At 67.4% G+C, this 26,842-nt stretch carries 20 protein-coding genes and 1 pseudogene; 9 read left to right on the forward strand and 12 right to left on the reverse strand.

The window, feature by feature from the left end:
* The first annotated feature begins 3 nt into the window (after positions 1-3).
* The 5 genes from GNX71_RS05610 (at position 4) to GNX71_RS05625 (ending at position 5,298) form a co-directional block, all read left to right on the forward strand.
* On the forward strand, positions 4-1,719 hold the full coding sequence (locus tag GNX71_RS05610; protein WP_206177402.1) for a putative 2-aminoethylphosphonate ABC transporter permease subunit: 1,716 nt from the start codon (positions 4-6) through the stop codon (positions 1,717-1,719).
* Positions 1,719-2,849 (forward strand): TIGR03364 family FAD-dependent oxidoreductase, encoded by a 1,131-nt coding sequence (locus GNX71_RS05615; RefSeq protein ID WP_206177403.1) that lies wholly within the window; start codon positions 1,719-1,721, stop codon positions 2,847-2,849. Before GNX71_RS05610 ends, GNX71_RS05615 begins: the two co-directional genes overlap by 1 nt.
* A 52-nt stretch (positions 2,850-2,901) precedes the next feature.
* Complete coding sequence (gene phnX / locus GNX71_RS05620) at positions 2,902-3,729, forward strand: phosphonoacetaldehyde hydrolase (RefSeq protein ID WP_206177404.1); 828 nt, start codon at positions 2,902-2,904, stop codon at positions 3,727-3,729.
* A 68-nt stretch (positions 3,730-3,797) separates the two neighbouring features.
* Positions 3,798-3,932 carry a hypothetical protein gene (locus GNX71_RS33670; RefSeq protein ID WP_277401885.1) on the forward strand — a complete coding sequence of 45 codons (135 nt, stop codon included), beginning with the start codon at positions 3,798-3,800 and terminating at the stop codon, positions 3,930-3,932.
* 97 nt (positions 3,933-4,029) lie between these two features.
* A complete protein-coding gene (locus GNX71_RS05625) occupies positions 4,030-5,298 on the forward strand; it encodes an MFS transporter (protein WP_206177405.1) in 1,269 nt (422 codons plus the stop codon).
* Here the strand turns inward: GNX71_RS05625 and GNX71_RS05630 are convergent.
* A complete protein-coding gene (locus tag GNX71_RS05630) occupies positions 5,246-6,676 on the reverse strand; it encodes a PLP-dependent aminotransferase family protein (protein WP_206177406.1) in 1,431 nt (476 codons plus the stop codon). The two genes, GNX71_RS05625 and GNX71_RS05630, sit on opposite strands and share 53 nt — an antisense overlap.
* A 98-nt stretch (positions 6,677-6,774) precedes the next feature.
* Here GNX71_RS05630 and GNX71_RS05635 point away from each other — a divergent pair, with 98 nt between their 5' ends.
* From GNX71_RS05635 to GNX71_RS05645, 3 genes are read left to right on the forward strand one after another with little or no spacing between them, the layout of a single operon-like run.
* Complete coding sequence (locus tag GNX71_RS05635; protein ID WP_206177407.1) at positions 6,775-6,963, forward strand: DUF2970 domain-containing protein; 189 nt, start codon at positions 6,775-6,777, stop codon at positions 6,961-6,963.
* Entirely contained in the window at positions 6,960-7,667 is a 708-nt protein-coding gene (locus GNX71_RS05640; protein WP_206177408.1) for a cytochrome c4, read from the forward strand. The genes GNX71_RS05635 and GNX71_RS05640 overlap by 4 nt, the downstream gene beginning before the upstream one ends.
* A gap of 7 nt (positions 7,668-7,674) precedes the next feature.
* Positions 7,675-8,958, forward strand: a complete 1,284-nt coding sequence (locus tag GNX71_RS05645; RefSeq protein WP_206177409.1) for a cytochrome c — start codon at positions 7,675-7,677, stop codon at positions 8,956-8,958.
* A 10-nt stretch (positions 8,959-8,968) separates the two neighbouring features.
* Here GNX71_RS05645 and GNX71_RS05650 read toward each other — a convergent pair whose 3' ends face one another.
* Complete coding sequence (locus tag GNX71_RS05650; RefSeq protein ID WP_206177410.1) at positions 8,969-10,978, reverse strand: lipoxygenase family protein; 2,010 nt, start codon at positions 10,976-10,978, stop codon at positions 8,969-8,971.
* A 198-nt stretch (positions 10,979-11,176) separates the two neighbouring features.
* Between GNX71_RS05650 and GNX71_RS05655 the strand changes: the two genes are divergently transcribed.
* Positions 11,177-11,596, forward strand: coding sequence for a hypothetical protein (locus GNX71_RS05655; protein ID WP_206177411.1), 420 nt, complete (start codon positions 11,177-11,179; stop codon positions 11,594-11,596).
* Positions 11,597-11,601: 5 nt separating this feature from the next.
* On the opposite strand, the gene GNX71_RS05660 is transcribed toward GNX71_RS05655, so the two are convergent.
* From GNX71_RS05660 to gspD, 10 genes and pseudogenes are all read right to left on the reverse strand, one after another.
* Entirely contained in the window at positions 11,602-12,999 is a 1,398-nt protein-coding gene (locus tag GNX71_RS05660) for an 8-oxoguanine deaminase (RefSeq protein WP_206177412.1), read from the reverse strand.
* A gap of 395 nt (positions 13,000-13,394) precedes the next feature.
* Positions 13,395-15,470: pseudogene (locus GNX71_RS05665) on the reverse strand (phospholipase C, phosphocholine-specific); the annotation flags it as partial.
* A gap of 95 nt (positions 15,471-15,565) precedes the next feature.
* Positions 15,566-17,830, reverse strand: coding sequence for a phospholipase C, phosphocholine-specific (locus GNX71_RS05670; RefSeq protein WP_206177414.1), 2,265 nt, complete (start codon positions 17,828-17,830; stop codon positions 15,566-15,568).
* Positions 17,831-17,859: 29 nt separating this feature from the next.
* Entirely contained in the window at positions 17,860-18,042 is a 183-nt protein-coding gene (locus GNX71_RS05675; protein ID WP_206177415.1) for a hypothetical protein, read from the reverse strand.
* A 43-nt stretch (positions 18,043-18,085) separates the two neighbouring features.
* The gene (locus GNX71_RS05680) at positions 18,086-20,146 is read right to left on the reverse strand and encodes a LamG-like jellyroll fold domain-containing protein (RefSeq protein ID WP_206177416.1); all 2,061 of its coding nucleotides are present in this window, start codon (positions 20,144-20,146) and stop codon (positions 18,086-18,088) included.
* Between the two features lie 213 nt (positions 20,147-20,359).
* Positions 20,360-21,259 (reverse strand): 5'-nucleotidase, encoded by a 900-nt coding sequence (locus tag GNX71_RS05685; RefSeq protein WP_206177417.1) that lies wholly within the window; start codon positions 21,257-21,259, stop codon positions 20,360-20,362.
* Positions 21,260-21,279: 20 nt separating this feature from the next.
* Entirely contained in the window at positions 21,280-21,858 is a 579-nt protein-coding gene (locus tag GNX71_RS05690; RefSeq protein WP_206177418.1) for a hypothetical protein, read from the reverse strand.
* Positions 21,859-21,874: 16 nt separating this feature from the next.
* Positions 21,875-23,113, reverse strand: coding sequence for a type II secretion system inner membrane protein GspF (gene gspF / locus GNX71_RS05695; protein ID WP_206177419.1), 1,239 nt, complete (start codon positions 23,111-23,113; stop codon positions 21,875-21,877).
* A gap of 21 nt (positions 23,114-23,134) precedes the next feature.
* The gene (locus GNX71_RS05700; RefSeq protein ID WP_206177420.1) at positions 23,135-24,526 is read right to left on the reverse strand and encodes an ATPase, T2SS/T4P/T4SS family; all 1,392 of its coding nucleotides are present in this window, start codon (positions 24,524-24,526) and stop codon (positions 23,135-23,137) included.
* A 5-nt stretch (positions 24,527-24,531) separates the two neighbouring features.
* A complete protein-coding gene (gene gspD, locus GNX71_RS05705; RefSeq protein ID WP_206177421.1) occupies positions 24,532-26,841 on the reverse strand; it encodes a type II secretion system secretin GspD in 2,310 nt (769 codons plus the stop codon).
* Position 26,842 lies beyond the last annotated feature (1 nt).

The following is a 26,842-nucleotide window of genomic DNA, read 5'->3' on the forward strand; positions in this document are numbered from 1 at the left end:
GGTATGAGCAGCACCCCTGACGCCATCGCCGTCGTGCCGGTGGCGATAGCGCGCAGCAGCGCGTTCGACCGCGAGCGCTGGCTCACGGGCGCGGCCGTTGCGCTGGTCGTGCTGCTGCTGGTCGTGATCGTCGCGCTGCCCGTCGGTGCGCTGGTCGGCCAGAGCTTCTTCGACCGCGCCGGTGCCTTCGTGGGCCTGGCGAACTTCGCGCGCTACCTCGACAGTCCGGCGCTCGTGCAGTCGGCCTTCAACAGCCTGTGGCTCGCGGCGATCAGCGCCGTGATCTGCACGGCCATCGCCTATGTGTACGCCTATGCGCTCACGCTCTCGTGCATGCCGGCCAAGGGCGCGCTGCGCGCGGTGGCGCTCATTCCGCTGCTCGCGCCTTCGCTGCTGCCGGCCATCAGCCTGGTCTACCTGTTCGGCAACCAGGGCCTCTTCAAGGGGTTGATGGGCGATGCCTCGATCTACGGGCCGCTGGGCATCGTGCTCGGTTCGGTGTTCTGGACGTTGCCGCATGCGCTGCTGATCCTCACGACCGCCATGGCCACGTCCGACGGTCGTCTCTATGAAGCGGCGCAGACGCTTGGCGCCTCGCGCTGGCGCATCTTTCGCACGGTGACGCTGCCGGCTTCGCGCTACGGCCTCATCGTGGCCGCGATGGTGGTGTTCGTGCTGGTGATCACCGACTTCGGTGTGCCCAAGGTGGTGGGCGGACAGACCGGCGTGCTCGCGACCGACATCTACAAGCAGGTGGTCGGGCAGCAGAACTTTCAGATGGGCGCGGTGGTGGGGCTCGTGCTGCTGATTCCGGCGGTGCTGTCCTTCCTGGTCGAGCGCTACGTTCGCGGCAAGCAGGCGTCAGCGCTCTCGGCACGCGCCACGCCTTACCAGCCTGAACCCGTGGCGTCACGCGACCGTGCGCTGCTCGCGTTCTGCGTGCTCACAGCCTGCGCCATCCTCGTGATGATCGGCATGGCAGTGTTCGCATCGCTCGCCACCTACTGGCCCTATCAGCTCGCGCCGTCGCTGAAGAACTACGACTTCAGCAACATGGACGGCGGCGGCTGGGGCAGCTATTTCAACTCGCTGCGGCTCGCGCTGTGCGCCGCGGTGGCGGGCGCGCTTGTCACCTTCGTCTCGGCTTACCTCGTGGAGAAACCGCGCCACTTCGGCCTGCTGCGCGAACTGCTCAACCTGCTCGCCAACCTGCCGCTCGCGGTGCCGGGGCTGGTGCTGGGCGTGGGCTACATCTTCTTCTTCATCTCGCCGTCGAATCCACTGAACGGCCTGTACGGCGGCATGGCGATCCTCGTCATCTGCACCGTGGCGCACTTCTTCTCGGTGGCGCACCTCACCTCGCTCACCGCGCTGCGTCAACTCGACCGCGAGTACGAACTGGTGTCCGAGTCGATGGGCGTGCCGTTCTGGCACACGCTCTGGCGCGTGCACCTGCCGGTGGCGCTGCCGACCGTGCTCAACGTGGGCGGCTATTTCTTCGTCAACGCGATGACCACCGTATCGGCCGTCGTGTTCCTCTATTCGCCGCAGACCACGTTGGCCGCGATCGCCGTGCTCAACATGGACGATGCCGGCGACGTGGCGCCCGCGGCCGCCATGGCCTCGCTGATCATGCTTACGGCCGCCGTAGGCCGCGGCGTGTTCGCACTGGCCGGGCACTTGACGCTCAAGCGCACCCAGGCCTGGAGAAACCGGTGATGCCCGGAACCCCCAAAGAGAATTTCGACCTTATCGTCGTCGGCGCCGGCATCGTCGGCCTGGCGCATGCCTACACCGCCGCGCAGCGCGGCCTCAAGGTCTGCGTGGTCGAGCGCGATGCGGCCTGCCTCGGCGCATCGATCCGCAACTTCGGCTTCATCACCGTCTCGGGCCAGGCGCCGGGCGACACCTGGCGCCGCGCGATGCATGCGCGCGAGGTGTGGCAGCGCGTTGCGCCGCAGGCCGGCATCGACATCGTGCACCGCAACCTCTGGCTCGCGGCCTACCGGCCCGAGGCGCACGCCGTGCTCGAAGCCTTCATGCGCACGCCGATGGGCGAAGGCTGCGAACTGCTCGACGCAGACGATGCACAGGCCAAGGCGCCCGCGCTGAGCCTGGCCGATGCGCGTTCGGTGCTGTTCAGCCCGCACGAATTGCGCATCGAGTCGCGCACCGCCATCGGCCTGCTCACGAAGTGGCTGGCCGAAGTGCATGGCGTCGTGTTCCGCTTCGGCGAAACCGTGCACGAGGTGGAAGCGCCGCGCGTGCGCACCTCGCGCGGCACGCTGCGCGGCGAGCGTGTGGTGGTGTGCACCAACACCGACCTGCACGGCCTGTTCGCCGACCGCATCGCCGCGTATGACCTCACGCTGTGCCGCCTGCAGATGCTGCGCGTGAAGCCCGAGGCGGGCTTCCACCTGCCGGGCTCGGTGATGACCGACCTGAGCCTGGTGCGCTACGAGGGCTACAGCACGCTGCCCGAGGCCGCGGCGCTGCGCGCGCGGCTGCAGGAAGAAGAGACGGCATCGCTCGCGCACGGCATCCACCTGATCGTGGTGCAGAGCGCCGACGGCTCGCTCGTGGTCGGCGACTCTCACCACTACGGCGATGCGCCCGAGCCCTTCGCGATGGAAGAGGTCGACCAGCTCATCCTGCGTCACCTGCGCAGCACGCTCAACCTGGAGACCGCGCAGGTCACCGAACGCTGGACCGGCGTCTACCCATCGTCCAGGACCACACCCTGCGTGATCGACGCGCCCGACGACGCCACGCGCGTGGTGCTGGTCACCAGCGGCAGCGGCGCGAGCACCGGGTTCGGCATCGCGCACGACGTCTTCAACGCCTGGTGATGCGCGCGCCGCGCCCGCCTTGCGCCCGATCTTCTTCACCCCTTTTGCAGCCATGAACGCCCACAACCACTCCAAGCTCCAGGCCGTCGTCTTCGACTGGGCCGGCACCATCCTCGACTTCGGCTCCTGCGCGCCCATGGGCGCCTTCGTGAAGCTGTTCGAACAGTTCGGCGTGGACATCACCATCGCCGAGGCCCGCGGCCCGATGGGCATGGCCAAGTGGGACCACATCAAGGCGCTCGGCACGCTGCCGCGCATCGCGTCGCAATGGGAGGCGAAGCACGGCCATGCCTTCAATGATGCGGACGTGGACCGTCTCTACGAAGTGTTCACGCCGATGAATGCCGCGAGCGTGCGCGACCATGCCGACTTCATTCCCGGCGCGATCGAAGCAGTGAACGCGGCGCGCGAACGCGGCCTCAAGATCGGCTCGACCACCGGCTACAACCGCCCGATCATGGAAGTGGTCGTGCCCCTCGCCGCAGCCGGCGGCTACGCACCCGACAACCTCGTGTGCGCCGGCGACCTCGCCGAGGGCCGGCCGTCGCCGCTCATGATGTACCGCTGCTTCGCCGACCTCGGCGTGTGGCCGCCGCACACCGTGGTGAAGGTCGACGACACCGGCGTGGGCCTGCAGGAAGGCCTCAATGCGGGCACTTGGGCCGTGGGCCTCGCGGTCAGCGGCAACTCGGTGGGGCTCACGCTGGCCGAGTGGACGACGCTCGACGAAGCGGCGCAGCAGCAATACCGCGAAGCCGCGACCGCCCAGCTCAAGGCCGCCGGTGCGCACTACGTGATCGACAGCGTGGCAGATCTCCCGAACGTGCTCGAGGACATCGAACGCCGACTGCAAGGCGGCGAGCGGCCGACACTTGCCTGATACCGCCGATACCGGTGCGGCATTGCGTCCGACTTGACGCGCGAAGCGGCGGGCCTAGCATCCGCCGCATGAGAAGCACAGCACTCGCTCTTCTGTTCTGCATCGGCCTCCTCGCGGCCGGTTGCGACGACAAGCCAAAGCCGGGTGGGCCGATGCCCAAGGCTTCGGCGATCGTCACGCTGCCGGTCGTGTCGTTGAGCTGATCCGCGTCTCGCGCGCCAAGGCGGCCCCGTGTCGCCGGACATTGCGCGCCCGGATCTTCGCGCCGGAGGGTTATCCTCGGCGAGGAGAAGAAAACAAATGAAGACATCCGAGACAACCGTCCACGCGGCGGATTCACGCTACGCCATGCTCCGCCTGGGCCTCACGCTGCTGATCATGACGGTCGGCAGCAGCGGCATGTACGTGGTCTCGGTGATGCTGCCCGCGGTGCAGACCGAGTTCGGCATCGCGCGCGCCGATGCCTCGCTGCCCTACACCTGGCTGATGCTCGGCTTCGGTTTCGGCGGCGTGCTCATGGGCAGGCTGGCCGACCGTTTCGGCGTGATGTGGCCGCTGTTGGGGGGCTCGGTCTTCCTCGCCGCGGGCTACATCGCCACGGGGCTGTCGGGCGGCATCCTCTCGTTCACCATCGCGCAGGCCCTGCTGGTCGGCCTGCTCGGCAGCTCGGCCGCCTTTGCGCCGCTGGTGGCGGACACCTCGCTCTGGTTCGTCAAGCGGCGCGGCATTGCGGTGGCGATCTGCGCGAGCGGCAACTATGTCGCCGGCGCCATCTGGCCGCCGATTGCGCAGCATTTCATCGAGACGGTCGGCTGGCGCCAGACCTACATCGGCATGGGCATCTTCTGCGGCATCGCGATGGCGCTGCTCGCGCTCTTCTTCCGCGCACGGCCGCCGGCAGTGGCCGTGGCGCCGTCCGGCAACGCATCGAGCCATGCCGCGCCGCCGCGCGACATGACGCGCCCCTTCGGCCTGAGCATGACAACGGCGCAGGGCCTGCTGTGCGTTGCCGCCGTGGCCTGCTGCGTGGCGATGGCGATGCCGCAGGTGCACATCGTGGCGTACTGCGGCGACCTGGGTTACGGCCCCGCGCAGGGGGCGCTGATGCTGTCGCTGATGCTGGGCTTCGGCGTGGTGAGCCGGCTGGTGTCGGGCGCGATCTGCGACCGCATCGGTGGCCTGCGCACGCTGCTGCTGGGCGGCGTGCTGCAGTGCGTCGCGCTGCTCCTGTTCCTGCCGTTCGACGGGCTGGTGTCGCTCTATGTGATCTCGGCGCTGTTCGGGCTTTTCCAGGGTGGCCTCGTACCGGCCTACGCGATCATCGTGCGCGAGCACTTTCCGCCGAAAGAAGCCGGTGCGCGCGTGGGCACGGTGCTGATGTTCTCGCTGTTCGGCATGGCGCTGGGCGGATGGATGTCGGGCAAGGTGTTCGACCTGACCGGCAGCTACCACGCGGCTTTCATCAACGGCATCGGCTGGAACCTGCTGAACCTCTGCATCGCGTCGTTCCTGCTGGTCAGGCTGTACCGCCTGCGGCTTCGGCCACCAGGCGGCCCAGTGTCCGCATAGCCTTCTCGCTCTGCGCGTTCCACGCGTGGCCGTAGTTCAGGCGCAGGCAATGGGTGAATGCGCGCGTCGCTGAAAAGATCGGCCCCGGCGCGACGCTGATGCCGAGCGCCAGCGCCTGGCGATGGATGTCCAGCGCGTTCACCTGCGCCGGCAGTTCGACCCACAGGAAGTAGCCGCCCAGCGGCCGCGTGGCCCGCGTGCCCTCGGGAAAGTAATGCCCTACCGCCTGCGCGAAGGTCGCCTGCTGCATCGCGAGCGTCTGGCGCAGCTTGCGCAGGTGCTTGTCGAGGCCGCCTTTTTCCAGGTACGTCGCGAGCGCAAGCTGCGCGGGCGCCGACGTGCTGAGCGTGGACGTCAGCTTCTGCCGCGCCACCTTGCGCGCGAACCGCCCCGCCGAGGTCCAGCCGATGCGGTAGCCCGGTGCGAGGCACTTCGAGAACGACGAGCAATGCAGCACCAGCCCTTGCGTGTCGAAGGCCTTGGCCGGCGCGGGCCGGCGCTCGCCGAAGTAGAGCTCGGCGTACACGTCGTCCTCGATCAGCGGCAGGTCGTGGCGCGCGAGCAGCGCGACCAATGCCTTCTTCTTCGCATCGGGCATCAGGCTGCCGAGCGGGTTCTGGAAGGTCGTCATGAGCCAGCAGGCCTTGGGCTGGTGCGCCGCGATGGCCTCCTCGAGCGCGCCGAGGTCGATGCCTTCGCCCGGATGCGTCGGCACCTCGATCGCCTTCAGGCCCATGCGCTCCAGCGCCTGCAGCGCGGCATAGAAGGTGGGCGACTCGACGATCACCGCATCGCCCGGCCGCGTGACCGCCGCCAGGCACAGGTTGAGCGCCTCGAGCGCGCCGTTGGTGATGACGATTTCTTCGGCCGGCACCTGCATGCCGTCGGCCAGGTACCGCAGCGCGATCTGCCGCCGCAGCGCTGCGCTGCCGGGCGTGAGGTCGTCCACCGTGCTCCACGGGTCGAGCGATTTGGCGCTCGCGGCCATGAACTGGCCGAGCCGCGCGAGCGGAAAAAGCAGCGGACTCGGAAACGCCGAGCCGAAAGGCACGACCTTGCGCGACATGCTGGCTTCGAGGATGTCGAACACCCGGTCGCTCACGTCGAGCGACATCGGCCCTTCCGCGGGGCGCGAGGTGAGGGTGGATTCGGGCGGCGCATCGCGCAGGCCCCCGCCGGTGACGTAGTAGCCCGAGCGGTCGCGCGCCCGCACGAGGCCGCGCGCTTCCAGCAGGTAGTAGGCCTGGAACACCGTCGATGCGCTGACCCCGCGGCTCTGGCCCGTGTGGCGCACCGAGGGCAGGCGGTCGCCGGTCTTCAGGGTGCCGTTGCGGATCGAGGCCTCGATGTCCGCGGCCAAGGCTTCATAACGTTTCATGGCGCGTGGTTCGTCATTGGCACGGACTTTATCTGCACCGGTGAATCGGGCGGGATCTGCATCTGTTTTTTCTGGGCTTTCTGGGGCACAGTCGGTGCATGTCCAATCTCATGCGCGCGGTGCGCGCCGTTCTCTGGAGCTTCGTCGGTCTGGGCGGGCGCCGCGCCGATGCCGACAAGCGGACCGCACAGGTCGGCATCCTGCCGCTGATCGGCGTGGCGCTGGTCGTGGTGCTGTTGCTGGTCGCGGGCCTGATCACATTGGCGCGCTTCGTGGCGGGCACATGACGGCCGGCCTTCGCTCCTTCGCGCTCGCGCTGCTGTTCCTCGTGCAGGGGCTTGCGAGCGCCGCGCCGCCGGCCACCGTGCCCGACACCATCGAGCAGCGCGTGGCTGCCTGCATCGCCTGCCACGGCCGCGAGGGCGCGACCACCAATGCGGGCTTCTTTCCGCGGCTGGCCGGCAAGCCTGCGGGTTATCTCTTTAACCAGCTCGTGAGCTTTCGCGACGCCCGCCGCTTCAATGCCGACATGGCGTACATGGTGCAGCACCTCTCGGACGCCTACCTGCGCGAGATGGCCGAGTACTTCGCGGGGCTCGACCTGCCGTACCCACCGATCTCTCCCAACAGCGACGCCACGCCCGCGCAACTGCAGCGCGGCCGCAAGCTCGCGCTCGAAGGCGATGCGGCACGCGGCATCCCGGCCTGCGTGCAATGCCACGGCGCCGCGCTCACCGGCGTGCAGCCGGCGATCCCGGGGCTGCTCGGGCTGCCGCGGCTCTATGTGTCCTCGCAGCTGGGCGCGTGGCTCACGAGCGAGCGGCATGCGATGGCACCCGACTGCATGGCCGATGTCGGCCGCCACATGACCACGGCCGACATCAACGCCGTTGCGGGCTGGCTGGCCGTGCAGCCGATGCCGGCGAACACCAAGCCCGCAGCTTCGTTGCCGGCCCCCTTGCCTGTCGCCTGTGGCGGCATGCCGAAGTGAGCTGCCGATGAAACTGCGACACCTCGGCTGGACCCTCCTGACCCTGATCGTGCTGGCGGCCGTGTGCGCCGGCGCGCTCGTGGCGATGAACCTGCGCGGCGAAGACCCGCTGCCCGAGCAGGCCCAGGCCTTCGAGGCCACGCCGCAGCAGGTCGAGCGCGGCCGCTACCTCGCACTGGCCGGCAACTGCGCGGGCTGCCACACCACGCGCGGCGGCCAGCCCTATGCGGGCGGACTGCCGATCGAGACGCCCTTCGGCACCATCTATTCGAGCAACCTCACATCCGATGCGAAGGCCGGCATCGGCGGCTGGAGCAGCGCGCATTTCTGGCGCGCGATGCACAACGGCCGCAGCAAGGACGGGCGCCTGCTCTACCCCGCGTTCCCATACCCTAACTTCACCAAGGTGACGCGCGAGGACTCGGACGCCATCTACGCGTACCTGCGCACCGTGGCGCCCGTACCGGCGCCGAACCTCGCGCACCGGCTGCGCTTTCCCTACGACACGCAGGCAGCGTTGGCCGTATGGCGCGCACTCTCGTTCAAGCCCGAGCCCTTCGTAGCCAACGCGGGCAAGCCGGCCGAATGGAACCGCGGCGCCTACCTCGTCGACGGCCTCGGCCATTGCATCGCCTGCCACGGCGCCCGCAATTCGCTGGGCGCGACCGAGACCAAGCTCGGCCTCTCGGGCGGGCTCATCGCGGTGGAGAACTGGTATGCGCCGTCGCTCACCGACAGGCACCAGGCCGGCGTGGCCGCGTGGCCCACGGCCGACGTGGTGGCGCTGCTCAAGACCGGCACCGCGCCGGGCGGCTCGGTGATGGGGCCGATGGCCGACGTGGTGTTCCGCAGCACGCAGCACCTGAGCGAGGCCGACCTCACGGCGATGGCGGGCTACCTGAAGGACCTGCCCGACGTGCCCAAGCCCGACGAGCCCGCACGCACCTCGGTCCCCATCCGCCGCGATGCCGGCACGATGGCGCGCGGCGGCAAGATCTACGACCAGCGCTGCGCCTACTGCCATGGCGACCAGGGCCAGGGTGCGACCGGCGCCTACCCGCCGCTGGCGGGCAATCGTGCGGTGAACATGTCGCCGCCGACGAACCTCATCCAGGTGGTCTCGCACGGCGGCTTCCTGCCATCGACGGCGGGCAATCCGCGCCCCTACGGCATGCCGCCGTTCGGGCAGGTGCTCGATGCGGCGGAAGTGGCGGCCGTGCTCACCTATATCCGCGGCTCGTGGGGCAACGACAGCGCGCCCGTCACGCAGCTCGACACCATGCGGCGCTGAGCGCTCGCCTTCAGATGTTCGTGCTCGAGGGAATGCGGCTCGGCAGCAGGTGCTCGTAAGGCCGCGCGCGCGTGGTGTTGCGCTGGCGGATGGTGTTCTCGATGCCGGCCAGCGCCGTGCGAAACCGTTCCAGCGGCCCGCCCGGCCCCGCGACGGCCGGGTCCAGCAGCACCGGCAGGTGCGGAAAGATGTTGTCCTTGTATTCGCCGAGCGGCCGGTAGTACACGCCCCCGAGGATGTGGAACAGCAGGATCTGCTCCTGCGCCGCGAGCCGCGAAGGCAGCATCTGCGACCAACTCGCCTCGTTCTGGCCCGCGCTCGTGGTGGGCGCCGGCGTGCCGCCCGCGCCCGCGCTGAAGGGCGCATAGGTCATCACCGAATACTGCGGGAAGTTCACCGCCGCATGCTGCGCGCTGGTGTTGAAGATGATCGCTGTGAGCACGTCGACCAGCTGCGCGCGCGTGGTGATCGCACGAAAGCCCTTCACCTTGCCGGTCGTGGCGAGCTCGGTGGCCCAGGCCGCGAGTTCGTAGTCGCCGGTCACGTCGCTATCGCTCGGGTAGTAGACGGCCACGTAGTCGGCCACCCACTGCGCGATGGCGTTCCACACCAGCAGCGCGTCGTCGCGGTAGGGGTAGTCGGGCAGCGCCGTCGTGTCGTCCACGCCGCGCGTGCGCAGGTCGTTGGGCAGCATCATGCGGTCGTGGAAATCGTAGGCCAGCCGGTCGCGGCCGCATTCGCGCTGCAGCGTCTCGATGGGCGCGGTGAGGATCACGTCGCCCGTGGTCAGCGGCGCCATGATGATCAGCGTGGCGAACTCATTGATGAACATCGCGCCTTCCAGGTGCGGCGAGAGCAGGCGGCTGAGCGGATGCGCCGTCGCGAGCTGGCGCTGCGTGGCCATCGCGAAGGCTTCGGACATCAGGTGCGTGCGGCCCAGGTGCACGAACATCTCGTGGTAGTTGAAGTCGGCCACCTGCACCGCGGTCTTGGCCGACTGCCAGGTCCAGTAGGCCTCGGCATTGGTGGTGTCGTCGGCGCGCAGGAAGATCGGGTTCTGCAGCGGGTCCTGCCCGCACTGGATGGCGACCGGCACGAGCGAGCGGCCGTTCTTCGGTCGCGCAAACAGCGCGATGGGCGCGTAGACGTAGCTCGTGCCCGTGAGCGGCTTCACGACGGGGCCGAGCGGCGCCATGTCGCCGAGGCCTTCGTAGTCGAGCAGGTAGAGCCGCCCCGCAGCGGCCGCATCGGCGAGGCTGTCGTTGGCGCCCATGACCTGCTGGTACTGTGCGTTGCCCAACGGAAACTTGGTCGGCAGCGATGTTGCGCGCTGAAGCAGCATCGGGTTCGGCCCGGCCACGCGCATGGCCGCGAACAGGTCGTTGTCGCGCAGGATCTGCGAGATGGACGGCCTCTCGATGGTGACGAACAGCGCGTCGTACTGCGCGAGCGTCTTGGGTCCGTTCAGCGCGCCCAGCGGCCCTTGCGAGAGCAGGTCGTGGTGGATCTGCTTGAGCTGCGTGCCCACGTCGCCCACGCTGCTCGTGAGCGTGCCCAGCAGCGCCAGTACCGCCGCCGGCAGCGTGAGCAGGCCCGCGTTCTGCGCGGCCAGTTGATCGAAAGTGGCCTGCAGCCCGGCGATGCGCGTGCGGAGGTTGTCGAGCGACTGCAGGCTGCCCGAGGCGAGCGCGCTGGTGGCGAACGAGGCCGCGAAGTTGGTCACCGCCTCGACTGCCTTTGCCACCGTTTTCAGCTGATGCTCCACGGCCGGCAACTCGCCCACCGGCACCACCGCGCCCATCGGCACACCCGCGAGGTTGATGTGCGATTCGGTCCAGAGGTAGGTGGCCTGCCGCCCGACCAGCTCGAGCCGTCGCAGCGTGGCGCTGATCGGATCGATCTTCTGCGGCAGCGTGGGCTTGAGCACCGGCAGCGCGGCCGATGCGGTGGAAGGCTTGCCGGCCAGCAGGCCGAGACCGCCCGCCGAGGCGGACCACTTGAGGATGTCTCTGCGCTTCATTCGGGGAGTCCCTGTCGTTGTTGTGAATCTCGGGAGGCCGTCGGGGTGTTGGCCTGCTAAATCGAACGCCCGTTCTATTTAGTGGGCGGATTCTGCGGAGCGGCCCCCCGATTGGCAATGAGGGTTCGTGCGTAAAGCGAAGGTGCACATACGAGAATGAAACCGCACGATCCAACGACATCAGGCAATGGAGGCCGCATGCAGAGAGCGAGCGCGATGGGACTGGCCTTGTGGCTCTTTGCCGGCATAGCCATGGCGGCCGATGCGCCATTCACCGGCGCATTCAAGGGAACGGGGCGGGCTTGTTCCGGCGGCTTCTACATTCGCGAGACAACGGTCGAGTGGATATCGACTTTCAGCATCTGCAAGCCGAGCCGGTACGAAGTGCTGGAGAAGGATTCGACGGCCGGCCGCCAGCGGATTGCGGTGCGCATCGAGTCGCGAAGTCGCCAGTGCCTTTACGAAGTCTTCGAAGCGGAACGGAGCAGCACCTACGGCTGGAACATCAACGGGTACCAGTCACTGGCGTCGTACATGAACAGGGCATTGCCCGATTGGCGCAACTCACCGCTGGAGGAGCGACGGAGCTTGTCCTGCCCGATGGTCCGCTTGAACTGACCGTCCTATCGCGCGTTCACATGCGGATGCCGGGCGCTTTCATACAGCGTTCGCGCCAACTCGCGATGCTTCGCCAGCAACGGCGTCAATTCCAGCCCCGTGAAGCGCCCGTCGCGAATGCGAACCTCACCGTTGATCACGCTCAACGAAACTTCCCCCGGCGTACAGAACACCAGCGCCGCCACCGGGTCATGCCAAGCACCTGCATGCGCCACGCCGCGCATGTCGAAGGCCACGATGTCCGCCGACATGCCCGGTGCCAGCGCGCCGATGTCGTCGCGCCCGAGCACCTGGGCACCGCCGAGCGTCGCGATCTCCAGCGCCTCGCGTGCCGTCATTGCCGCGGGGCCGTAACCCACGCGCTGCAGCAGCATGGCTTGCCGGGCTTCGCCGAGCATGTGCGCGCCGTCGTTCGATGCGCTGCCATCCACGCCCAGGCCCACCGGCACACCCGCGCGCCGCATCGCCCCGATGGGCGCGATGCCCGAGGCCAGCCGCATGTTCGAGCAGGGGCAGTGCGCGACACCTGTGCCGGTGCGTCCGAAGAGCGCGATGCCGGCTTCGTCGAGCTTCACGCAGTGCGCGTGCCACACGTCGCGGCCGACCCAGCCCAGGTCTTCGGCGTACTCGGCCGGCGTCATGCCGAACTTCTCGCGCGAATAGGCGACGTCGTTGTCGTTCTCGGCCAGGTGCGTGTGCAGCGACACGCCGCGCTCGCGCGCAAGCTCGGCCGACAGCCGCATCAGGTCGCGCGAGACCGAGAACGGCGAGCAGGGCGCGAGCACGATGCGGCGCATCGAATGGCGCGAGGCATCGTGCCAGCGGCCGATGAGCCGCTCGCTGTCGCGCAGGATGGCCTCTTCGGTTTCCACCACCTCGTCGGGCGGCAGGCCGCCGGCGCTGCGGCCCACGCTCATGCTGCCGCGCGCGGCATGGAAGCGCATGCCCATCGCGTCGGCCGCCTCGATCGAATCGTCGAGCTTCGAGCCGTTGGGGAACAGGTAGAGATGGTCGCTGGTGGTGGTGCAGCCCGAGCGCATCAACTCGGCCATCGCGGTCTGCGTCGAGACGCGGATCATCTCGGGCGTGATGCGCGCCCACAGCAGATAAAGATTCGTGAGCCAGCCGAAGAGCTCCGCATCCTGCGCCTCGGGCACGGCGCGCGTGAGGCTCTGGTACATGTGGTGGTGCGTGTTGACCAGGCCGGGCATCACCACGTGGCCGTGCATGTCGATGGCCTCGGCTTGGCCGTTGCGCAGGGCATCGAGGTAGGCGGTGGGCAGCTCGGCGGTGGGGCCGGTCCAGGCCACCGCGGGGCCGTCGGTCACCACGGCGCCGTCGGCGATTTCGCGCCGGGCGGCGTCCATGGTGACGAGGATGTCGGCGTGTTGGAGGATCAGCATGGCGGGATTTTGCGCGCGGTCACTCACCACGAAGTCGTACCGCTGGCCGCAATGCTTCAAGTCACCGTGAACGCCACCGGCCCCGCCAGATAGCCGTAACCGTCCTTGGCCAGAAACCATGCCTTGTAGGAGCCGGCGGCGAGAGTCTCCGTCCTCACCGTGACCTGTCCGTTGGCTTCGGGCGCATATTGCCAGGCGAGGGAGGGTGACTTCGGCTCCGTGAGGGACGACGAGAAAACACCGACCCAATTCTTCGCATCGACGCCCTTGTCCGGAACGCTGTAGCTGAAATCGATGGTGCTCCCCGCCGCAATGCTGGTTTTCAAAGCCGTGAGCGTCGGCGCCACGGCGGGCGGTGTCGCTTCGGGAGGAATGACCGGCGGCGGTGCCAGCTCCAGCTTCGGGTCGGACTTGCTCGCTTGGCCGTTCTCGACATGGCCCGCAAAGCGCCGAAGGAAGCTGTCTCCGGTGTTGGCCGTGATCGACAAGTCGTACCAGCCGTCGCTCGTGCTCAGGTCCCAGTAGTCCTCGACGCTGGCACCGGCGTTCAACGTGAAGTCGCGGGGCGCCGCGCTGCCATAGCTGTTGACCACCGTCACTTGGCATGGCGCGTCGCCGGTGTTCTTCAGCGTCAGCTGGATGTTGCGGTTGGTGATGTCGTAGCAGGCGGCGACTTCCGGATTGGCATGCCCTGCAGCAGTCGCGGTCGACACATTTCCCTTGAACTGGCGCAGGAAGCCATTGGCACCGTAGACGCTGAAATCGTAGATCCCTTGCGTGACGGCAACGGCGCTCCAGTAGTCCGAGAGCTTCTTGCCCGCTTCGACGGTGTACACCCAGGGACCGTCCGTGCGGTTGCCGGCGTAGACCTGGAACACCGCAGCCACGCCGCCGGTGTTGCCGAAGTCGAGCCAGTACCTGCCGGCGGCGCGATCGGTCCTGCCATGCACGAACAGTTCGTAGGGGATCGCGCGAGCGGGGCGCTGACCGGGCTCCTGCCTCGGCAGCGTCTGCACAACCGGTGGCGTGGATGTATAGCTGCCTGGATTCACCGTGGGCGGCACATAGCCTGCTGTGGGCGAGAGCGCGGGAATGACCGGGTCCGGATTGGCGAAGTTGAAAGCCGAAGTCAGGTCGCCGCAGACCGCGCGACGCCAGGGCGAGATGTTCGGTTCCTGTACGCCAAACCGGGCTTCGATGAATCGAATGATCGACGTGTGGTCGAACACCTGCGAATTGACCCAACCGCCCTTGGACCAAGGCGAAACCACGAGCATCGGGACACGCACGCCCAGTCCGAAAGGCTGGCCGTCGGTGTGGTATTCGTTCCGGGTGCTGACGGTGGACAGCCCCTGATCCGCGGAGAAGGGCGCGAAGGCCGGCGGCACATGGTCGAACCAACCGTCGTTCTCGTCGTAGGTCACCAGCAGCACGGTCTTGCTCCACACCTCAGCGTTGGAGGTCAGTGCCTGCAGAACGTTGTCGATGTACCAGGCGCCGCCATTCGCTGGCCAATCGGGGTGCTCGGTGTAGGCCTCGGGCGCGGCAATCCACGACACCTTCGGCAAATTGCCGCTGGCAACGTCGTTCTTGAGTTGCTCGAAGAGCGACCCCTTGGTGACGGCGATGTTGGTTCCGGTCCGGGCCTTGTCATACAGCGGATTGCCCGGCTTGGCGCTGCGGTATTGCTTGAAATAAAGCAGCGAGTTGTCGCCGTAGTTTCCGATGAACTTGTCGTCGCTCGTCCAGCCCCAGCCGCCGCCTGCGTCCAGCCCGGTCCCGATGTCCTGGTAGATCTTCCACGAGATGTTTGCCGCCTCGAGTCGCTCGGGATAGGTTGTCCAGCTGTAGTTGCCCGTCTCTCCGTTCGAGATGTCCGGGCCGCCGGTGGCGCCGTTGGTGCCATCGTTGCCGCAGCAGCCGCTGAACATGTAGTACCGGTTGGGATCGGTGGGGCCCAGCAGCGAGCAGTGATAGCCGTCGCAGATCGTGAACGCGTCGGCCAGCGTGAAATGAAAGGGGATGTCCTCGCGCGTCATGTAGGCCATCGTGCGGACGCTCTTTGCCGACACCCATCCGTCGTACTTGCCCTTGTTCCACGCGTTGTGCCCGTCGGTCCAGCCGTGATTCAGGCCGGAGATGAATTTCGAGCCGAGGTTGCCTGCATCAGGGTGGTAGGGCAGCACATAGCCGCTGCCCTTGGGCTGGTACCAGACGGGCTTGCCATCGGGCAGCGCGATCGGACGTGGGTCGCCGAAGCCGCGTACGCCCTTGAGGGTGCCGAAGTACTGGTCGAACGACCGGTTCTCCTGCATCAGGATCACGATGTGCTCGACGTCCTGGATCGTGCCGGTCTTGTTGTTGGCGGGAAGGGCGAGTGCGCGCCGGATGCCCGGCGGAAAGGCCGAGAGCGCGGCTGCGGCGAGGCCTGTGGTGGCGGTGCCTGTGAGGAATTTGCGACGCGAGTTCATCGTTGCTGGTCCTGATGATTCTTGAAGGGAGGGCGTGACAAGGCGCGGGTACGCCTTGCGCGCACTCATCGCCTCGTCATCGAACAGAGCGGAGCTCAGAGATCGGGCATGCCCATCGCGGGGTCGCTCACCGAGTGCTTGCCCGTTTCCACGCGGCCGGCGAAGCGGCGGTGAAAGCTGGTGTCCGCATCGCAGGTCACGTCGAAGTCATACCAGGCGCCGCTTGCTGCAAGGTCCCAGTGCTGCTCGGCCGCATTGCCCCCAGCCACGGTCGCAGTCCACGGGCCGTCGTTGCGGTAGGCCTTGGCGCGGATCGTGAACTTGCAGGCGCTCTTGCCGCCGTTGAGCATGCTCAGGTAGACATTGCCGTTGGCGATGTCGTAGCACACGCGCACCTCGGGGTTGGCCGCATCGCCCGCGCGCAGGCTGCTCAGGTCGCCCCGGAAATGCCGGTGAAAGCCGTTGGGGCCGAGCACCCAGAGGTCGTAGGAACCGGCGTTGTCGGCCATGGCGTTCCAGGTGTCGTCGAGCGTCTTGCCAGGCTCGACCATGTAGCGGCGCGGCAGGCGGTCGAGGTTGTGCTTGTCGTACACGTGGAAGACGGCGGCGGCCTTGCCGGTGTTCGAGAACAGCAACTGCACCTTGCCGCTGATGGCGTCGTTGCGCGCGCTCACGTGCAGCTCGTAGGGCAGTGCGCGCGAAGGGCGCGTGCCCAGATCCTGCTGCGGCGGCTTGGGGTCAGTTGGCAGTGGAACCGGGTCTAGCTTATCCTGGGCATCGCGCAGATCGTTGGCCTGCGTCTGAGTGCGATGGCCCGCGAGCGTGGGCAGTATCTCGGTGTTGGGCGTGGCGAAATTGAAGGCGCTCGTGAGGTCGCCGCAGACGGCACGACGGTAAGGCGCGATGTTGGGCTCCTTGACTCCGAAACACGCCTCAATGAAACGCAGCACCGAGGTGTGATCGAACACCTGCGAGTTGACCCAGCCGCCACGGCTCCACGGCGAGATGATGTACATCGGAACGCGCGGACCTGGGCCATAGACACGGGCATCCGTCGATGGCGTGCTGCTGCCAACGAGCGGATACGTGTGGCGCTCGAAGGCCACATCGCTTTCGGCCAGCGTTGTTTTTCCCGCTGGCGTCTTGTCGGGGTTGAGCGAAGGCGCAGAGGGCGAAGGCACATGATCGAAGTAGCCGTCGTTCTCGTCGAAGTTGATGATGAAGACCGTCTTGCTCCAGACTTCGGGCGAGTCCGTGAGTGCATCCAATATCTGCTGCGCATACCAGCCGCCTTGCACCGGGCTTGAGCCGCTGGGATGTTCACAGTAGTCGTAGGGCGCAACGATCCAGGAGACCTTCGCGAGGTTGCCGTCCTTGATGTCTTGGCGGAACGTTCCCAGCATGCCACCGTCGGGCATGGTGTTGGCGACGCCCTTGTACAGGGGATTGCCCGCGTCATTGGCGCGGTCGTAGGCCTTTACCGTCACGCCGTCGGGCGGACTGGCATCGCCGTCGTAACGGCCATCGTTCTTGCCCGACACCTTGTTGGCCGCGCGATATTGCTGAAAGCCCGCCAACGGGTTGTCGGTGAAGTTGTCGGGCAGGTTCTGGTACACGATCCAGGTGACGCCGGCCTCGTGCAGGCGTTCGGGATAGGTCTTCCAGTTGCAGCCGTATTGGGTCGAATCGACGTTGGGGTTTTTCACCGGATCCCACGGATACCGGAGGTTCTCCCAGGTGTTGTCGATCGAAGCGACACCCGCCGGGCCGGTGCTGGTCTCACCCGAAGGGCCATTGGTGCCGGTCCAGTGGAACAGGCGATTCGAGTTGGTGCCGGTGTGCATGCCGCAGTGGTAGGCATCGCACACCGTGAAGGCATTGGCCAGCGCGAACTGGAACTGCACCTCGGCCTCCTTGTAGTACCCCATCGATTCGGTGTTCTTGTAGCGCGGCCATTGGTTCATTCGCCCGCCGTCCCATGCGTTCTGGGCGTCGCCCCAACTGTGTGGCGTGCCATTCACGCGTTGCGCATTGCCCTTGGTCTGATCGAGGTGGTATGGCATCAGCACCTCTGTGTCCGCGGCGTCGCTGGTCTGCTGCCAGACGTTGCGCCCCTTGGGCAGCGGAATCGTGAACCGGTCACCGAAGCCGCGCACGCCCATCAGCGTGCCGAAGTAGTGATCGAACGACCGGTTTTCCTGCATCAGGATCACGATGTGCTCGACATCCTTGATGGTGCCGGTCTTGTTGTTGGCCGGAGTGGCCAGGGCGCGGCGGATGCTCGGCGGAAATGCCGAGAGTGCGAGTGCGGCGGCACCGGTGGTGGCGGTGCCGGTGAGGAATTTGCGGCGTGAATTCATGGTCGTGTCGTGTCGTGGCGTGCGTTCGCTCACGGTGCGCAACGCATCTCGGGCTTGACGCCGGTGTCGGCCGGAGGTGTGGCGGGGGGAGGCGTTCCGGCGCCTGGCAGGCCGCCGAAGAAGCCGCCACCGTCGCTGCCGCCACCGCAGGCGGAAAGCGTGCAAGCCAGGATCAATGCGGACACGAGTCGCATAGGCAATGAATGAAGCATGGATGGGTCCTCTTTGTGTGATTCGTGGGTGTCGATCGGGTGATCAAGGGGTGAGCGCCGAGAGCGGCTGGCCCGAAGTGAAGATGGTCGTGAGCTCTTCGGCGGTGAGCGCGCGGTTCCAGATCGCGAAGTCGTTGAAGTCCATGGCGCCGCGCGGCGAGTCGTTGGACCAGCGCTGGTAGTAGAGGCCGGTGCCGTCCTCGTTGAGAGAGATGCCCTTGCCGAGACCGCCGAGCGCCGCGACCAGTGCGTTCGAGAGCGCGACGCTGCCGGTTTGCGTGCCCTTCACGGGATCGAACACATAGCCGCTCATGTTTCTGCCGGCCTTGTCGACGACCATCGCAACGTAGGTCCACTGGCCAGCGCTCAGGAAATGCCGGCCACTGATCTCGCCGCGCCCGCTGCCGGTGCCGGTGTTGAAGCGGATCTCGCACTTGCTGAAGAGGCCGATCGCGATGCCCGCGTTGTTGCCGGTGTCGTAGTTCTTGTTGGCGATGACCGACGCACCGTTGCTCACGCCCTGGCTGCAGGTGGCATCGGTGCGCAGCCAGAAGCCGATGGTGAATGCACTCACCTTCGGATCGGCGGTCACGTCGCGCGTCTGCAGCAGCCGGTAGCCAGCCATGCCGCTCGCGTTCTTGACCCGGCTGTCCACGCGAAGGGCCTGGGCTCGATAGGGCGGCTGGAAGTTGTCGTCGGCTATGAGCGAACCGCCGTCGGCGTCCGGTGCCCAGGGCGCGAGCGTCGATGTTGCGTTCACATCGACGGGTGGCAGCGTGTCGAGCGGATAGAGGTTGAGCAGACCCACCTTCACGTAGGCGATCTGCGCGGAGATCGACACGCTGGCTTCGCCAGCGACCACCGTGTATTGAAAAGAGTACAGGCCGTCGCTTGCCGCCTTGACGGGGTCGGTGAAAGCGGTCGCGCCGGCCGGCAGCGTGGCAACCAGCTTGCCGTCACGCAGCACCTTCACCGGGCTACCAAGGTCGCCCGACAACGTCCAGGAGAGCTCGATGCTGCTCTGGTCGGCGCTGGTGCGGGCCGCGAGGGCGTGTATTGCCGTGGCGGCCTGCAGTGCCTGTCCATTGAGGTTGTATGCCTCTGCGGGAGGCAGTGCGCCGAGATGCCGCAGCACCGTGGGTGCGATGTCGGTTGCAGCAGCCAGCTTGAACAGCGTGTTGTCGGCCGGCGCCGCTGCACCGATGCCCGGCAGCGCAGCCAGTGTCTTGTTGCTTGCGATGAAAACCGTCCGGCTGTCGATGTTCTTCAGGCTGGTCACGCTGCCGAAGGCATCGAGGCCGTGGTCGGTGGTGAGGATCACGAGCCAGTCTTCCTTGGCATCGTTGGCGGTGCGTTGCGCAATGCGTGCGAGCAACTGGCCGACAGCCGCGGAGGTGTCGGAGATGGCGCGCTGGTAGGCGTCGCTGCGCAGGCCGTTCGCCGCGGTGGCGGCGGGTGCGCCGTATTGCGCCACCAGCAGGTCATAGCCCGCGTCGATGAGCTGCGAGGTCTTGGCCGTCACGCAGGCATCGGCACCGGCGCAGTCGACCGCTGTGTCGACGGTGCCGGTTTCCGCGGCCAGGAGATTCGGATAGAACGCGTTGGCGGTGACCGATGCCGTCAGATAGCCCGCGTCCTTCTTCTGCTTCGCGAATGCGAAGACCGAGGGGGCCAGCTTGACGTCGATGCGCTGGTCGGACGTGTCTCCTCGCACTGCGTGACGTGGCACCCAGGTGCCGGTCAGCAGCGTGGCCCAGCCGGGGCCGTCGGTGGTGGGCTGATCGCTGAGCGCGCCATCGGTGCCGCCGGTCCATGCGGGAGCGAGCTGCAGCGATTGGAGCGCGGGTACTTTCTTCTGCGCGATCGCATCGCGCAGCGCCGCATGCGTGAGGCCGTCGATTTCTACGACGAGCGCCTTGGGGCCGCTCTTGCCTTGATTGACGCCGGGCGCCGGGGGATTGCCGCCGGCAGGCGGCACGTCGACGAGCGGGAAGGAAGCGCCGCCACCTCCACCGCCGCCGCAAGCGGCAAGTGCAACGGAGATGACAATGGGCAGAAGCCAGCGCGAAAAATGCGAGGCGTGCAGGGGGTGGGTCGGGCGCATCGGTTCAGCCGGTGGTCTGTTGTCGTTGGGGTCGTGAATACCGGCGCGACAAAAAAAAGGCGCCATGAAGGCACCGCGCACCGGACAGACCGCAAGACTATGGAGAACGCGTTACGTCGCCGTGAACCGACGATGACAAAGCGAAGGCGCTCGCGTGACGAACTGTTTCCCGAACGCCCCGCACGGGCACTCAGGCTGTTCGCTCACACCTTCTCAGGGCTCGTTGCTGATGCCGCTGGACACATGCCCCGCGGGCACATGCCGCGAGGCCGCATCGACGTGACCTGTCTGGTCGTCGAAGAAGAAATCGGGCTCGAACTCGCGCAGGAACTCGCCCTTGGGCAGGCCGCCGAGGAACATCGCCTCATCGACGCGGATGTTCCAGTTCATCAGCGTGCGGATCGCGCGCTCGTGCGCCGGTGCGCTGCGCGCGGTGACGAGCGCAGTGCGAATGCGCATCTGCGCGTTGCCTGCCATCTGCAGGCGATGCAGCGCAGCCAACAGCGGCTTGAACGGCCCGCCGGGCAGCGGCAGTTCGGCCTTGCTGAGTTCGTGGGCCTGGAAGGCGTCGAGTCCCTCGGCCTGGAACACGCGCTCGGCCTCGTCGGAGAACAGCACCGCATCGCCGTCGAAGGCGATGCGCACTTCGTTAGGCCAGGCATCGCTCGCCTTCACCGATTCGACCAGCACGCGCGCGGCCGGAAAGCCCGCGACCAGCGCCTCGCGCACGTCCTGTGCATTGACCGAGAGAAACAGATGGGCGCGCAGTGGCCGCAGGTATCCGAAGGGTGGACGTCCTTGCGTGAACACGCCGCGCTGCAGCTTGATGTCGGCCGCAGCGCTCGACTTGAAGATGCGCATGCCCGAGACCGGGTCGTTGCGCGAGAGGATCACCACCTCCACGCGCTGCACGCCGTCGTCGTTGAAGCGCAGCAACTTGCGGATCAGCGAGTACGCGATACCGGGCGCGGCCGGCACGTCGAGCCGGTCGAGCTGCAGCTTCATGTAGCCCTCGTTGTCGCCGGCCTCGAAGATCTTGTTTTCTTCCTCGAGGTTGAACAGCGCCCGCGAGGAAATCGCGACCACGAGTTTGTCTTCGAGAGTGACTGGCATGGCGGCGTGCGGGCGGAGGTTCAGGAGACGGCGTTGGGCGAGTAGTAGAGCGTATCCGACCAATAGCCCAGCCCCAACTCGCGCAAGGGCGCCTCGATGCTCTCCTGCGACGGCGTGAAGACGCGCTCCCAGAAGTTCTTTTTCTTCGGGGCGAGCCGGGCGATGGCAGCTTCGATCTCCGCATCGATGTTCTTCACGTCGCGCAGCAAACTCTCGGCCTGCTCGCCCAGCGGCTCGTCGCCCATGTCGAGGATCTCGGCGCACTCCAGCACGAAGTAGCCGTTGCGGTCGACGTGGCTGTTCAGGAAGTCCAGGGCCTGGTCTCGCAGCGGCGCGATCGAGGGGTGGTCGATGCGGGCCAGGAGCTGCTGGAGCCGGTCGATGCCCGCGCCGGCGCGGCCTGCGAGTGCGGTGGGTTCGGCCACGCTGGTCCAGATCATCGAGCGGCACAGCTGCACGTCCGCGGACACCAGGAGCTGGTAGACCAGCGGTATGTCGTAGTTGCGCTCCGAGATGCCCTTGACCTGCCTCGGATCGTCCTTTGCCGGATCAGGTCCCGGCACGAAGGGACTGGCGAACAGGTAGCTCCGATTGGCCATGGCCAGGCTCCTTGGGTTATTTCACGAACTGGTTCAGCTGGATGATCGGCAGCATCACGGCCAGCACGATCAACATCACCACGCCGCCCATCGCCACGATGAGCAGCGGCTCGAGGATGGTCGCCAGGTGCATCGCGCGGCGCTGCACTTCGGCACCCAGCTGGTTGGCTGCGCGCTGCAGCATCAGCGGCAGGGTGCCGGTCTGTTCGCCCAGGCGCGCGAACATCGATACGAGGCCCGGAAAGCGCTTCTTCTGCGCGAGCGCCGAGGCCAGCGGCGCGCCTTCGCGCACCAGCACCAGCGCGTCGAGCGCATCGGCACGCATCGCGCGGTTGCTGAGCGTTTCGGCGGCCGCTTGCAGTGCGCGCAGGATCGGCACGCCGGCCGTCGCCAGCATCGCGAGCGTGCTCGCGAAACGCGCCGCGTTGTAGCCGCGCGCGAGCTTGCCGACCAGCGGCAGCTTGAGCCAGGCCGCATCGAACTTGAGGCGGAAGGCCTCCTGCGCCAGCGCCACGCGCACGCCGATGGCGACGAGCACCACGCCGCCCAGCATCCACCAGCCGTAGTTGCGCACGCCCGCGCTCAGCGACAGCATCACGGTGGTGAGAAAAGGCAGCGAGCGCTTGGTGCCCGCGAACACCTGCGCCACCTGCGGCACCACGTAGCTCACGAGAAAGATCACGATCACGATCGCCACCAGCGTGACGATGGCCGGGTAGAGCGCCGCGCCGATCAGCTTCTGCTGCAGCGCCTGGCGTTCTTCCAGGTCGTCGGCCAGGCGGTCGAGCACGAGGCCCAGGTTGCCGCTCTGCTCGCCGGCGCCGATCACGGCGGTGTAGATGGGCGAGAACTCGCGCGAGTGCGCCGACAGCGCGCGCGCGAAAGGCGAACCCGCGTTGACCTCGGCGCGCAGCGAGGCGACGAGGTTGCGCTGCGGTTCCGACTCGGCTTCGTCGGTGAGCGCAGTGAGCGCGCGTTCCAGCGGCAGGCCCGACGAGACGAGGCCTGCGAGCTGCCGCGTCCACACCGCAAGGCCGGTGGAGTTGAAGACACGCTTGCCGCCGCCGAGCCAGTGGCTCAGGCCGCTGCGCTGCCCGGTGCCGTTGATGTGGTCGCTGCCGACCGGTTTGACCGACAGCGGAATCAGCGCCTGCGCGCGCAGCAGGCTGCGGGCGCTGCGCGCGGTGTCGGCCTCGAGCACGCCTTCGCGCGACTGGCCGCTGGCATCGATGGCTTCGAAGGAATAGGCGGGCATGGCGAGGCTGAACTCTGGTCGCTAGTCGCGTGTGACGCGCAGCAACTCTGCGCGTGAAGTGATGCCGGCCTGCACCAGCCGTTCGCCGTCTTCGCGCATGAGCCGCAGGCCGCCGCGCGCGCCGGCCTTGAGCAGTTCGCTCTCGGCGGCCTTGCTGTGGATCAGGCCCTGCACGGTTTCATCGGCCACCAGCAACTCGAAGATGCCGGTGCGGCCCTGGTAGCCCGTCTGGCCGCAGACGTCGCAGCCCGCGCCGCCGCAGCTCGTGCAGACCTTGCGCACGAGGCGCTGTGCGAGCACGCCCAGCAGCGACGAGCTCAGGAGGAAAGGCTCGACCCCCATGTCGGTGAGACGCGTGACCGCGCTGACCGAATCGTTGGTGTGCAGCGTGGCCAGCACCAGGTGGCCGGTGAGCGAAGCCTGGATGGCGATCTGCGCGGTCTCGAAGTCGCGGATTTCGCCGATCATGATCACGTCCGGGTCCTGCCGCAGGATCGCGCGCAGGGCCTTGGCGAAGGTGAGCTCGATCTTGGCGTTGATCTGCGTCTGGCCCACGCCCGGCAGCTCGTATTCGATGGGATCTTCCACCGTCATGATGTTGCTGCGGCTCGCGTCCAGGCGGGCCAGCGCGGCATACAGCGTGGTGGTCTTGCCCGAGCCGGTCGGGCCGGTCACCAGGATGATGCCGTGCGGCTGCGTGATGAGCTTCTCGAAGCGTTGCAGCGTGTCGCCCTGCATGCCGACCGATTCGAGCGTGAGCTTCGATTCGCTCTTGTCCAGCAATCGCAGCACGGCGCGTTCGCCGTGCGCACTCGGCAGCGTGGAGACGCGCACGTCGACCGCGCGCGTGCCGATGCGCAAGCTGATGCGTCCGTCCTGCGGCAGCCGCTTCTCGGAGATGTCGAGGTCGGCCATGATCTTCAGGCGCGAGATCAGCGCGGCGTGCAGCGCGCGGTTGGGCTGCACCACCTCGCGCAACGTGCCGTCGATGCGAAAGCGCACGGACGAGGTGCGCTCGTAGGGCTCGATGTGGATGTCGCTCGCGCCGTCGCGCGCGGCCTGCGTGAGCAGCGCGTTGAGCATGCGGATGATGGGCGCATCGCCCGCGCTGGCCAGCAAGTCTTCGACCGCCGGCAGCTCCTGCATCATCCGCGAGAGGTCGGCGTCGTTCTGCACTTCGCTCACCACCGCGGCAGCACTCGATTCGCCCTGTGCATAGGCGGCGCTGATGCGCTGCGCGAGCGGGCCGTCGGCCAGCACCTCGAAAGCCTGCACGCTGTACTTGCGCGCCACCTCGCCGACCGCACTGCGTGCCGGGTGGGACGACATCCACAGCGTGTAGCGGCCGTCGTCGGCTTCTTCGAGAAGGAGTTGCTGGCTGCGTGCGAACGCGTAGGGAAGCGGGTAGCGCATGGACATCAAGGCAGTTCGCGGGCGCTGACAGGGTCGTCGGTGGGGGGCAGGGCGCCGCGCAGGGGGCTGGGAGCGAGTTTGCGGGAGTCGGCTGCCGGCTGCGGCGGCGGAATGAGCTGGGTGCCCTGGATGCGGGACTCCCTCTGCTTGCCGGTGTCGACTGGGCGCGCCGGGAGCTCGGGCAGCACGTTCGCGCCGTCCACGGCGCGCAGCATCACGTTGGACGGGTCGGGCTGCGTGCGCTGCTGCATGCCTCGGATCTCGTCGTAGCGGTCATAGGCGAGGCTTTCGGTCGCATTGCCGTCGCGCATCACCGCCGGACGCAGGAACATCATGAGGTTGATCTTCTCGCGCGAGCGGGACTGGCTCTTGAACAGGTTGCCGAGCACGGGAATGTCGCCTGCAACAGGCACCTTCTCGACCGTGTTGTTGTAGGTGTCCGAGAGCAGGCCGCCCAGCATGACCAGCCCGCCGTCTTCCACCAGCACGCTCGACTCGATGGAGCGCTTGCTGGTGGTGGGACCGTTCGCGTTGTTGATGCTGTTCGGATCGACCGTGGAGGTTTCCTGGAAGATCGTCAGCTTGACGGTGCCGTTCTCGTTGATGGTCGGGCGCACGCGCAACGTGAGACCCACGTCCTTGCGTTCGACCGTGGTGAAGGGATTCACGCCCACCGAGCCCGAGGTGCTGGCGTACGAGCCCGTGGGAAAGGGCACGTTCTGGCCGATGACGATCTTGGCCTCCTCGTTGTCCAGCGTCAGCAGGTTGGGCTTGGACAGCACGTTGGCGTCCTTGTCGCTGTCGAAGAAGCTGGCGATCGCGCCCAGGATGTACTGGCCGCCGACCTTGCCCGCGATACCCAGGTTCAGCCCCGGCGCCAGCTGCAGGCCGGCCACGTTGCGCGTGGCCAGCGCTTGCGTGAGCGCCAGGATGCTGGAGCCCGCGACGGTGGAGTTGGTGCCGATCACCGCATTGCCGCCCAGCGCGCTCTGCCATTGCACGCCGAACTTGGCGGCCGCGGTGTCGCTCACCTCGACGATCAGCGCCTCGATCATCACCTGTGCGCGCCGGCCGTCGAGCTTGTCGATCACCGCGCGCATCTGGCGGTACTGCGGCTCGGGCGCCGTGATGATCAGCGAGTTGGTCGACGGGTCGGCCTGGATCTGTCCGCCGGTCGATGGCTGGTTGGCGTTGTTGAGCGGCGCGTTGGCGGCCGGCGAGCCGCTTTGCCCGCTGCCGCTCAGGCTGTTCTGGCTGTTTTGCTGGAAGCTGGTCTGCTGCGGCGCGGGGCTGCTGCCGCCACCGCCGCCCGCGGCACCGGGGCTGCCCGGCGTGGCCTGCTGGTTCGCCGCCATCGCGGCGCGCAGCGTGGCGGCCAGCCGCACCGCGTCGGCGTTCTTCAAATAGACCACGTAGATGTTGCCGGCCAGTCCGTTGCTGCTTTCCGCGGGCGTGCGGTCGAGCTTCTCGACCAGCGTGCGCACCAGTTGCGCGCGTGCCGGGTTGGCCGCGCGCAGGATCAGCGAGTTGCTGCGCGGATCGGCCAGCAGCGTGGTGCGGAACGAGGCATCGACCGCGCCCGGCGCAGCCCCCGGAGCCGCACCCGAGCCGCTGCCGTCGACCAGCCGCTGCACCAGCGGCAGCAGGTCGCTCGCCACCGAGTGCTTGAGCTGGATGATCTCGATGTCCGACGCGTTGGGCACGTCGAGCGCCGCGATGATGCGCGCGAGGCGGCGCATGTTGTCGGCGTAGTCGGTGATCACGAGCGAGTTGTTGCCCGGGTTCACGTTGATGGTGTTGTTCGGCGGAATCAGCGGGCGCAGCACCGGCAGGAGGCTGTTGGGCGATTCGTAGTTGAGCCGGAAGATCTGCGTGACGATCTGGTTGCTGCCCGAGGATGCGGTGGCGCCGATCGAGGTGTTCACGGTGCTGCTCTGCAGCTTGGCATCGGCTTCGGGCACTACCTTGTAGAGGCCATCAGCCTCCACCACCGCGAAGCCCTGCAGGCGCAGCGCCGAGGCGAACTGGTTGAAGGCGGCGCCCGGCTGGATCGCGCGGTCGGTGACCAGGTTCATCGTGCCCTTGACGCGCGGATCGACCACCACGTCGCGTCCGGTGACCACCGCCATGGTGCGGGCCACGGCCTCGATGTCGGCGTTGGAGAAGTTCAGCGTGATCGGCTCGCCGCGTCGCGGCGCGTCGCCCTGCGCGAAGGCGGGCGGCAGCACCTGCAGGAAGGACGCCGCGATCAGCAGGCGCGCCGCGAGTGCGACGATGCCCAGGCGTGCGCCGGGCGTGGACAGTGGCTTCATCATG

The sequence above is a fragment of the Variovorax sp. RKNM96 genome (assembly GCF_017161115.1).
In the GTDB taxonomy this organism is placed as follows: domain Bacteria; phylum Pseudomonadota; class Gammaproteobacteria; order Burkholderiales; family Burkholderiaceae_C; genus Variovorax.

What these genes read in the sequence shown, in the direction of transcription:
- gspD (WP_206177421.1), bottom strand. Translation starts at nt 26,841, where the DNA reads ATGATGAAGCCACTGTCCACGCCCGGCGCACGCCTGGGCATCGTCGCA.
- GNX71_RS05640 (WP_206177408.1), top strand. Translation starts at nt 6,960, where the DNA reads ATGACGGCCGGCCTTCGCTCCTTCGCGCTCGCGCTGCTGTTCCTCGTG.
- GNX71_RS05610 (WP_206177402.1), top strand. Translation starts at nt 4, where the DNA reads ATGAGCAGCACCCCTGACGCCATCGCCGTCGTGCCGGTGGCGATAGCG.
- phnX (WP_206177404.1), top strand. Translation starts at nt 2,902, where the DNA reads ATGAACGCCCACAACCACTCCAAGCTCCAGGCCGTCGTCTTCGACTGG.
- GNX71_RS05645 (WP_206177409.1), top strand. Translation starts at nt 7,675, where the DNA reads ATGAAACTGCGACACCTCGGCTGGACCCTCCTGACCCTGATCGTGCTG.
- GNX71_RS05690 (WP_206177418.1), bottom strand. Translation starts at nt 21,858, where the DNA reads ATGGCCAATCGGAGCTACCTGTTCGCCAGTCCCTTCGTGCCGGGACCT.
- GNX71_RS05685 (WP_206177417.1), bottom strand. Translation starts at nt 21,259, where the DNA reads ATGCCAGTCACTCTCGAAGACAAACTCGTGGTCGCGATTTCCTCGCGG.
- GNX71_RS05625 (WP_206177405.1), top strand. Translation starts at nt 4,030, where the DNA reads ATGAAGACATCCGAGACAACCGTCCACGCGGCGGATTCACGCTACGCC.
- GNX71_RS05675 (WP_206177415.1), bottom strand. Translation starts at nt 18,042, where the DNA reads ATGCTTCATTCATTGCCTATGCGACTCGTGTCCGCATTGATCCTGGCT.
- GNX71_RS33670 (WP_277401885.1), top strand. Translation starts at nt 3,798, where the DNA reads ATGAGAAGCACAGCACTCGCTCTTCTGTTCTGCATCGGCCTCCTCGCG.
- GNX71_RS05680 (WP_206177416.1), bottom strand. Translation starts at nt 20,146, where the DNA reads ATGCGCCCGACCCACCCCCTGCACGCCTCGCATTTTTCGCGCTGGCTT.
- GNX71_RS05655 (WP_206177411.1), top strand. Translation starts at nt 11,177, where the DNA reads ATGCAGAGAGCGAGCGCGATGGGACTGGCCTTGTGGCTCTTTGCCGGC.
- GNX71_RS05660 (WP_206177412.1), bottom strand. Translation starts at nt 12,999, where the DNA reads ATGCTGATCCTCCAACACGCCGACATCCTCGTCACCATGGACGCCGCC.
- GNX71_RS05635 (WP_206177407.1), top strand. Translation starts at nt 6,775, where the DNA reads ATGTCCAATCTCATGCGCGCGGTGCGCGCCGTTCTCTGGAGCTTCGTC.
- GNX71_RS05630 (WP_206177406.1), bottom strand. Translation starts at nt 6,676, where the DNA reads ATGAAACGTTATGAAGCCTTGGCCGCGGACATCGAGGCCTCGATCCGC.
- GNX71_RS05650 (WP_206177410.1), bottom strand. Translation starts at nt 10,978, where the DNA reads ATGAAGCGCAGAGACATCCTCAAGTGGTCCGCCTCGGCGGGCGGTCTC.
- GNX71_RS05700 (WP_206177420.1), bottom strand. Translation starts at nt 24,526, where the DNA reads ATGCGCTACCCGCTTCCCTACGCGTTCGCACGCAGCCAGCAACTCCTT.
- GNX71_RS05670 (WP_206177414.1), bottom strand. Translation starts at nt 17,830, where the DNA reads ATGAATTCACGCCGCAAATTCCTCACCGGCACCGCCACCACCGGTGCC.
- GNX71_RS05615 (WP_206177403.1), top strand. Translation starts at nt 1,719, where the DNA reads ATGCCCGGAACCCCCAAAGAGAATTTCGACCTTATCGTCGTCGGCGCC.
- gspF (WP_206177419.1), bottom strand. Translation starts at nt 23,113, where the DNA reads ATGCCCGCCTATTCCTTCGAAGCCATCGATGCCAGCGGCCAGTCGCGC.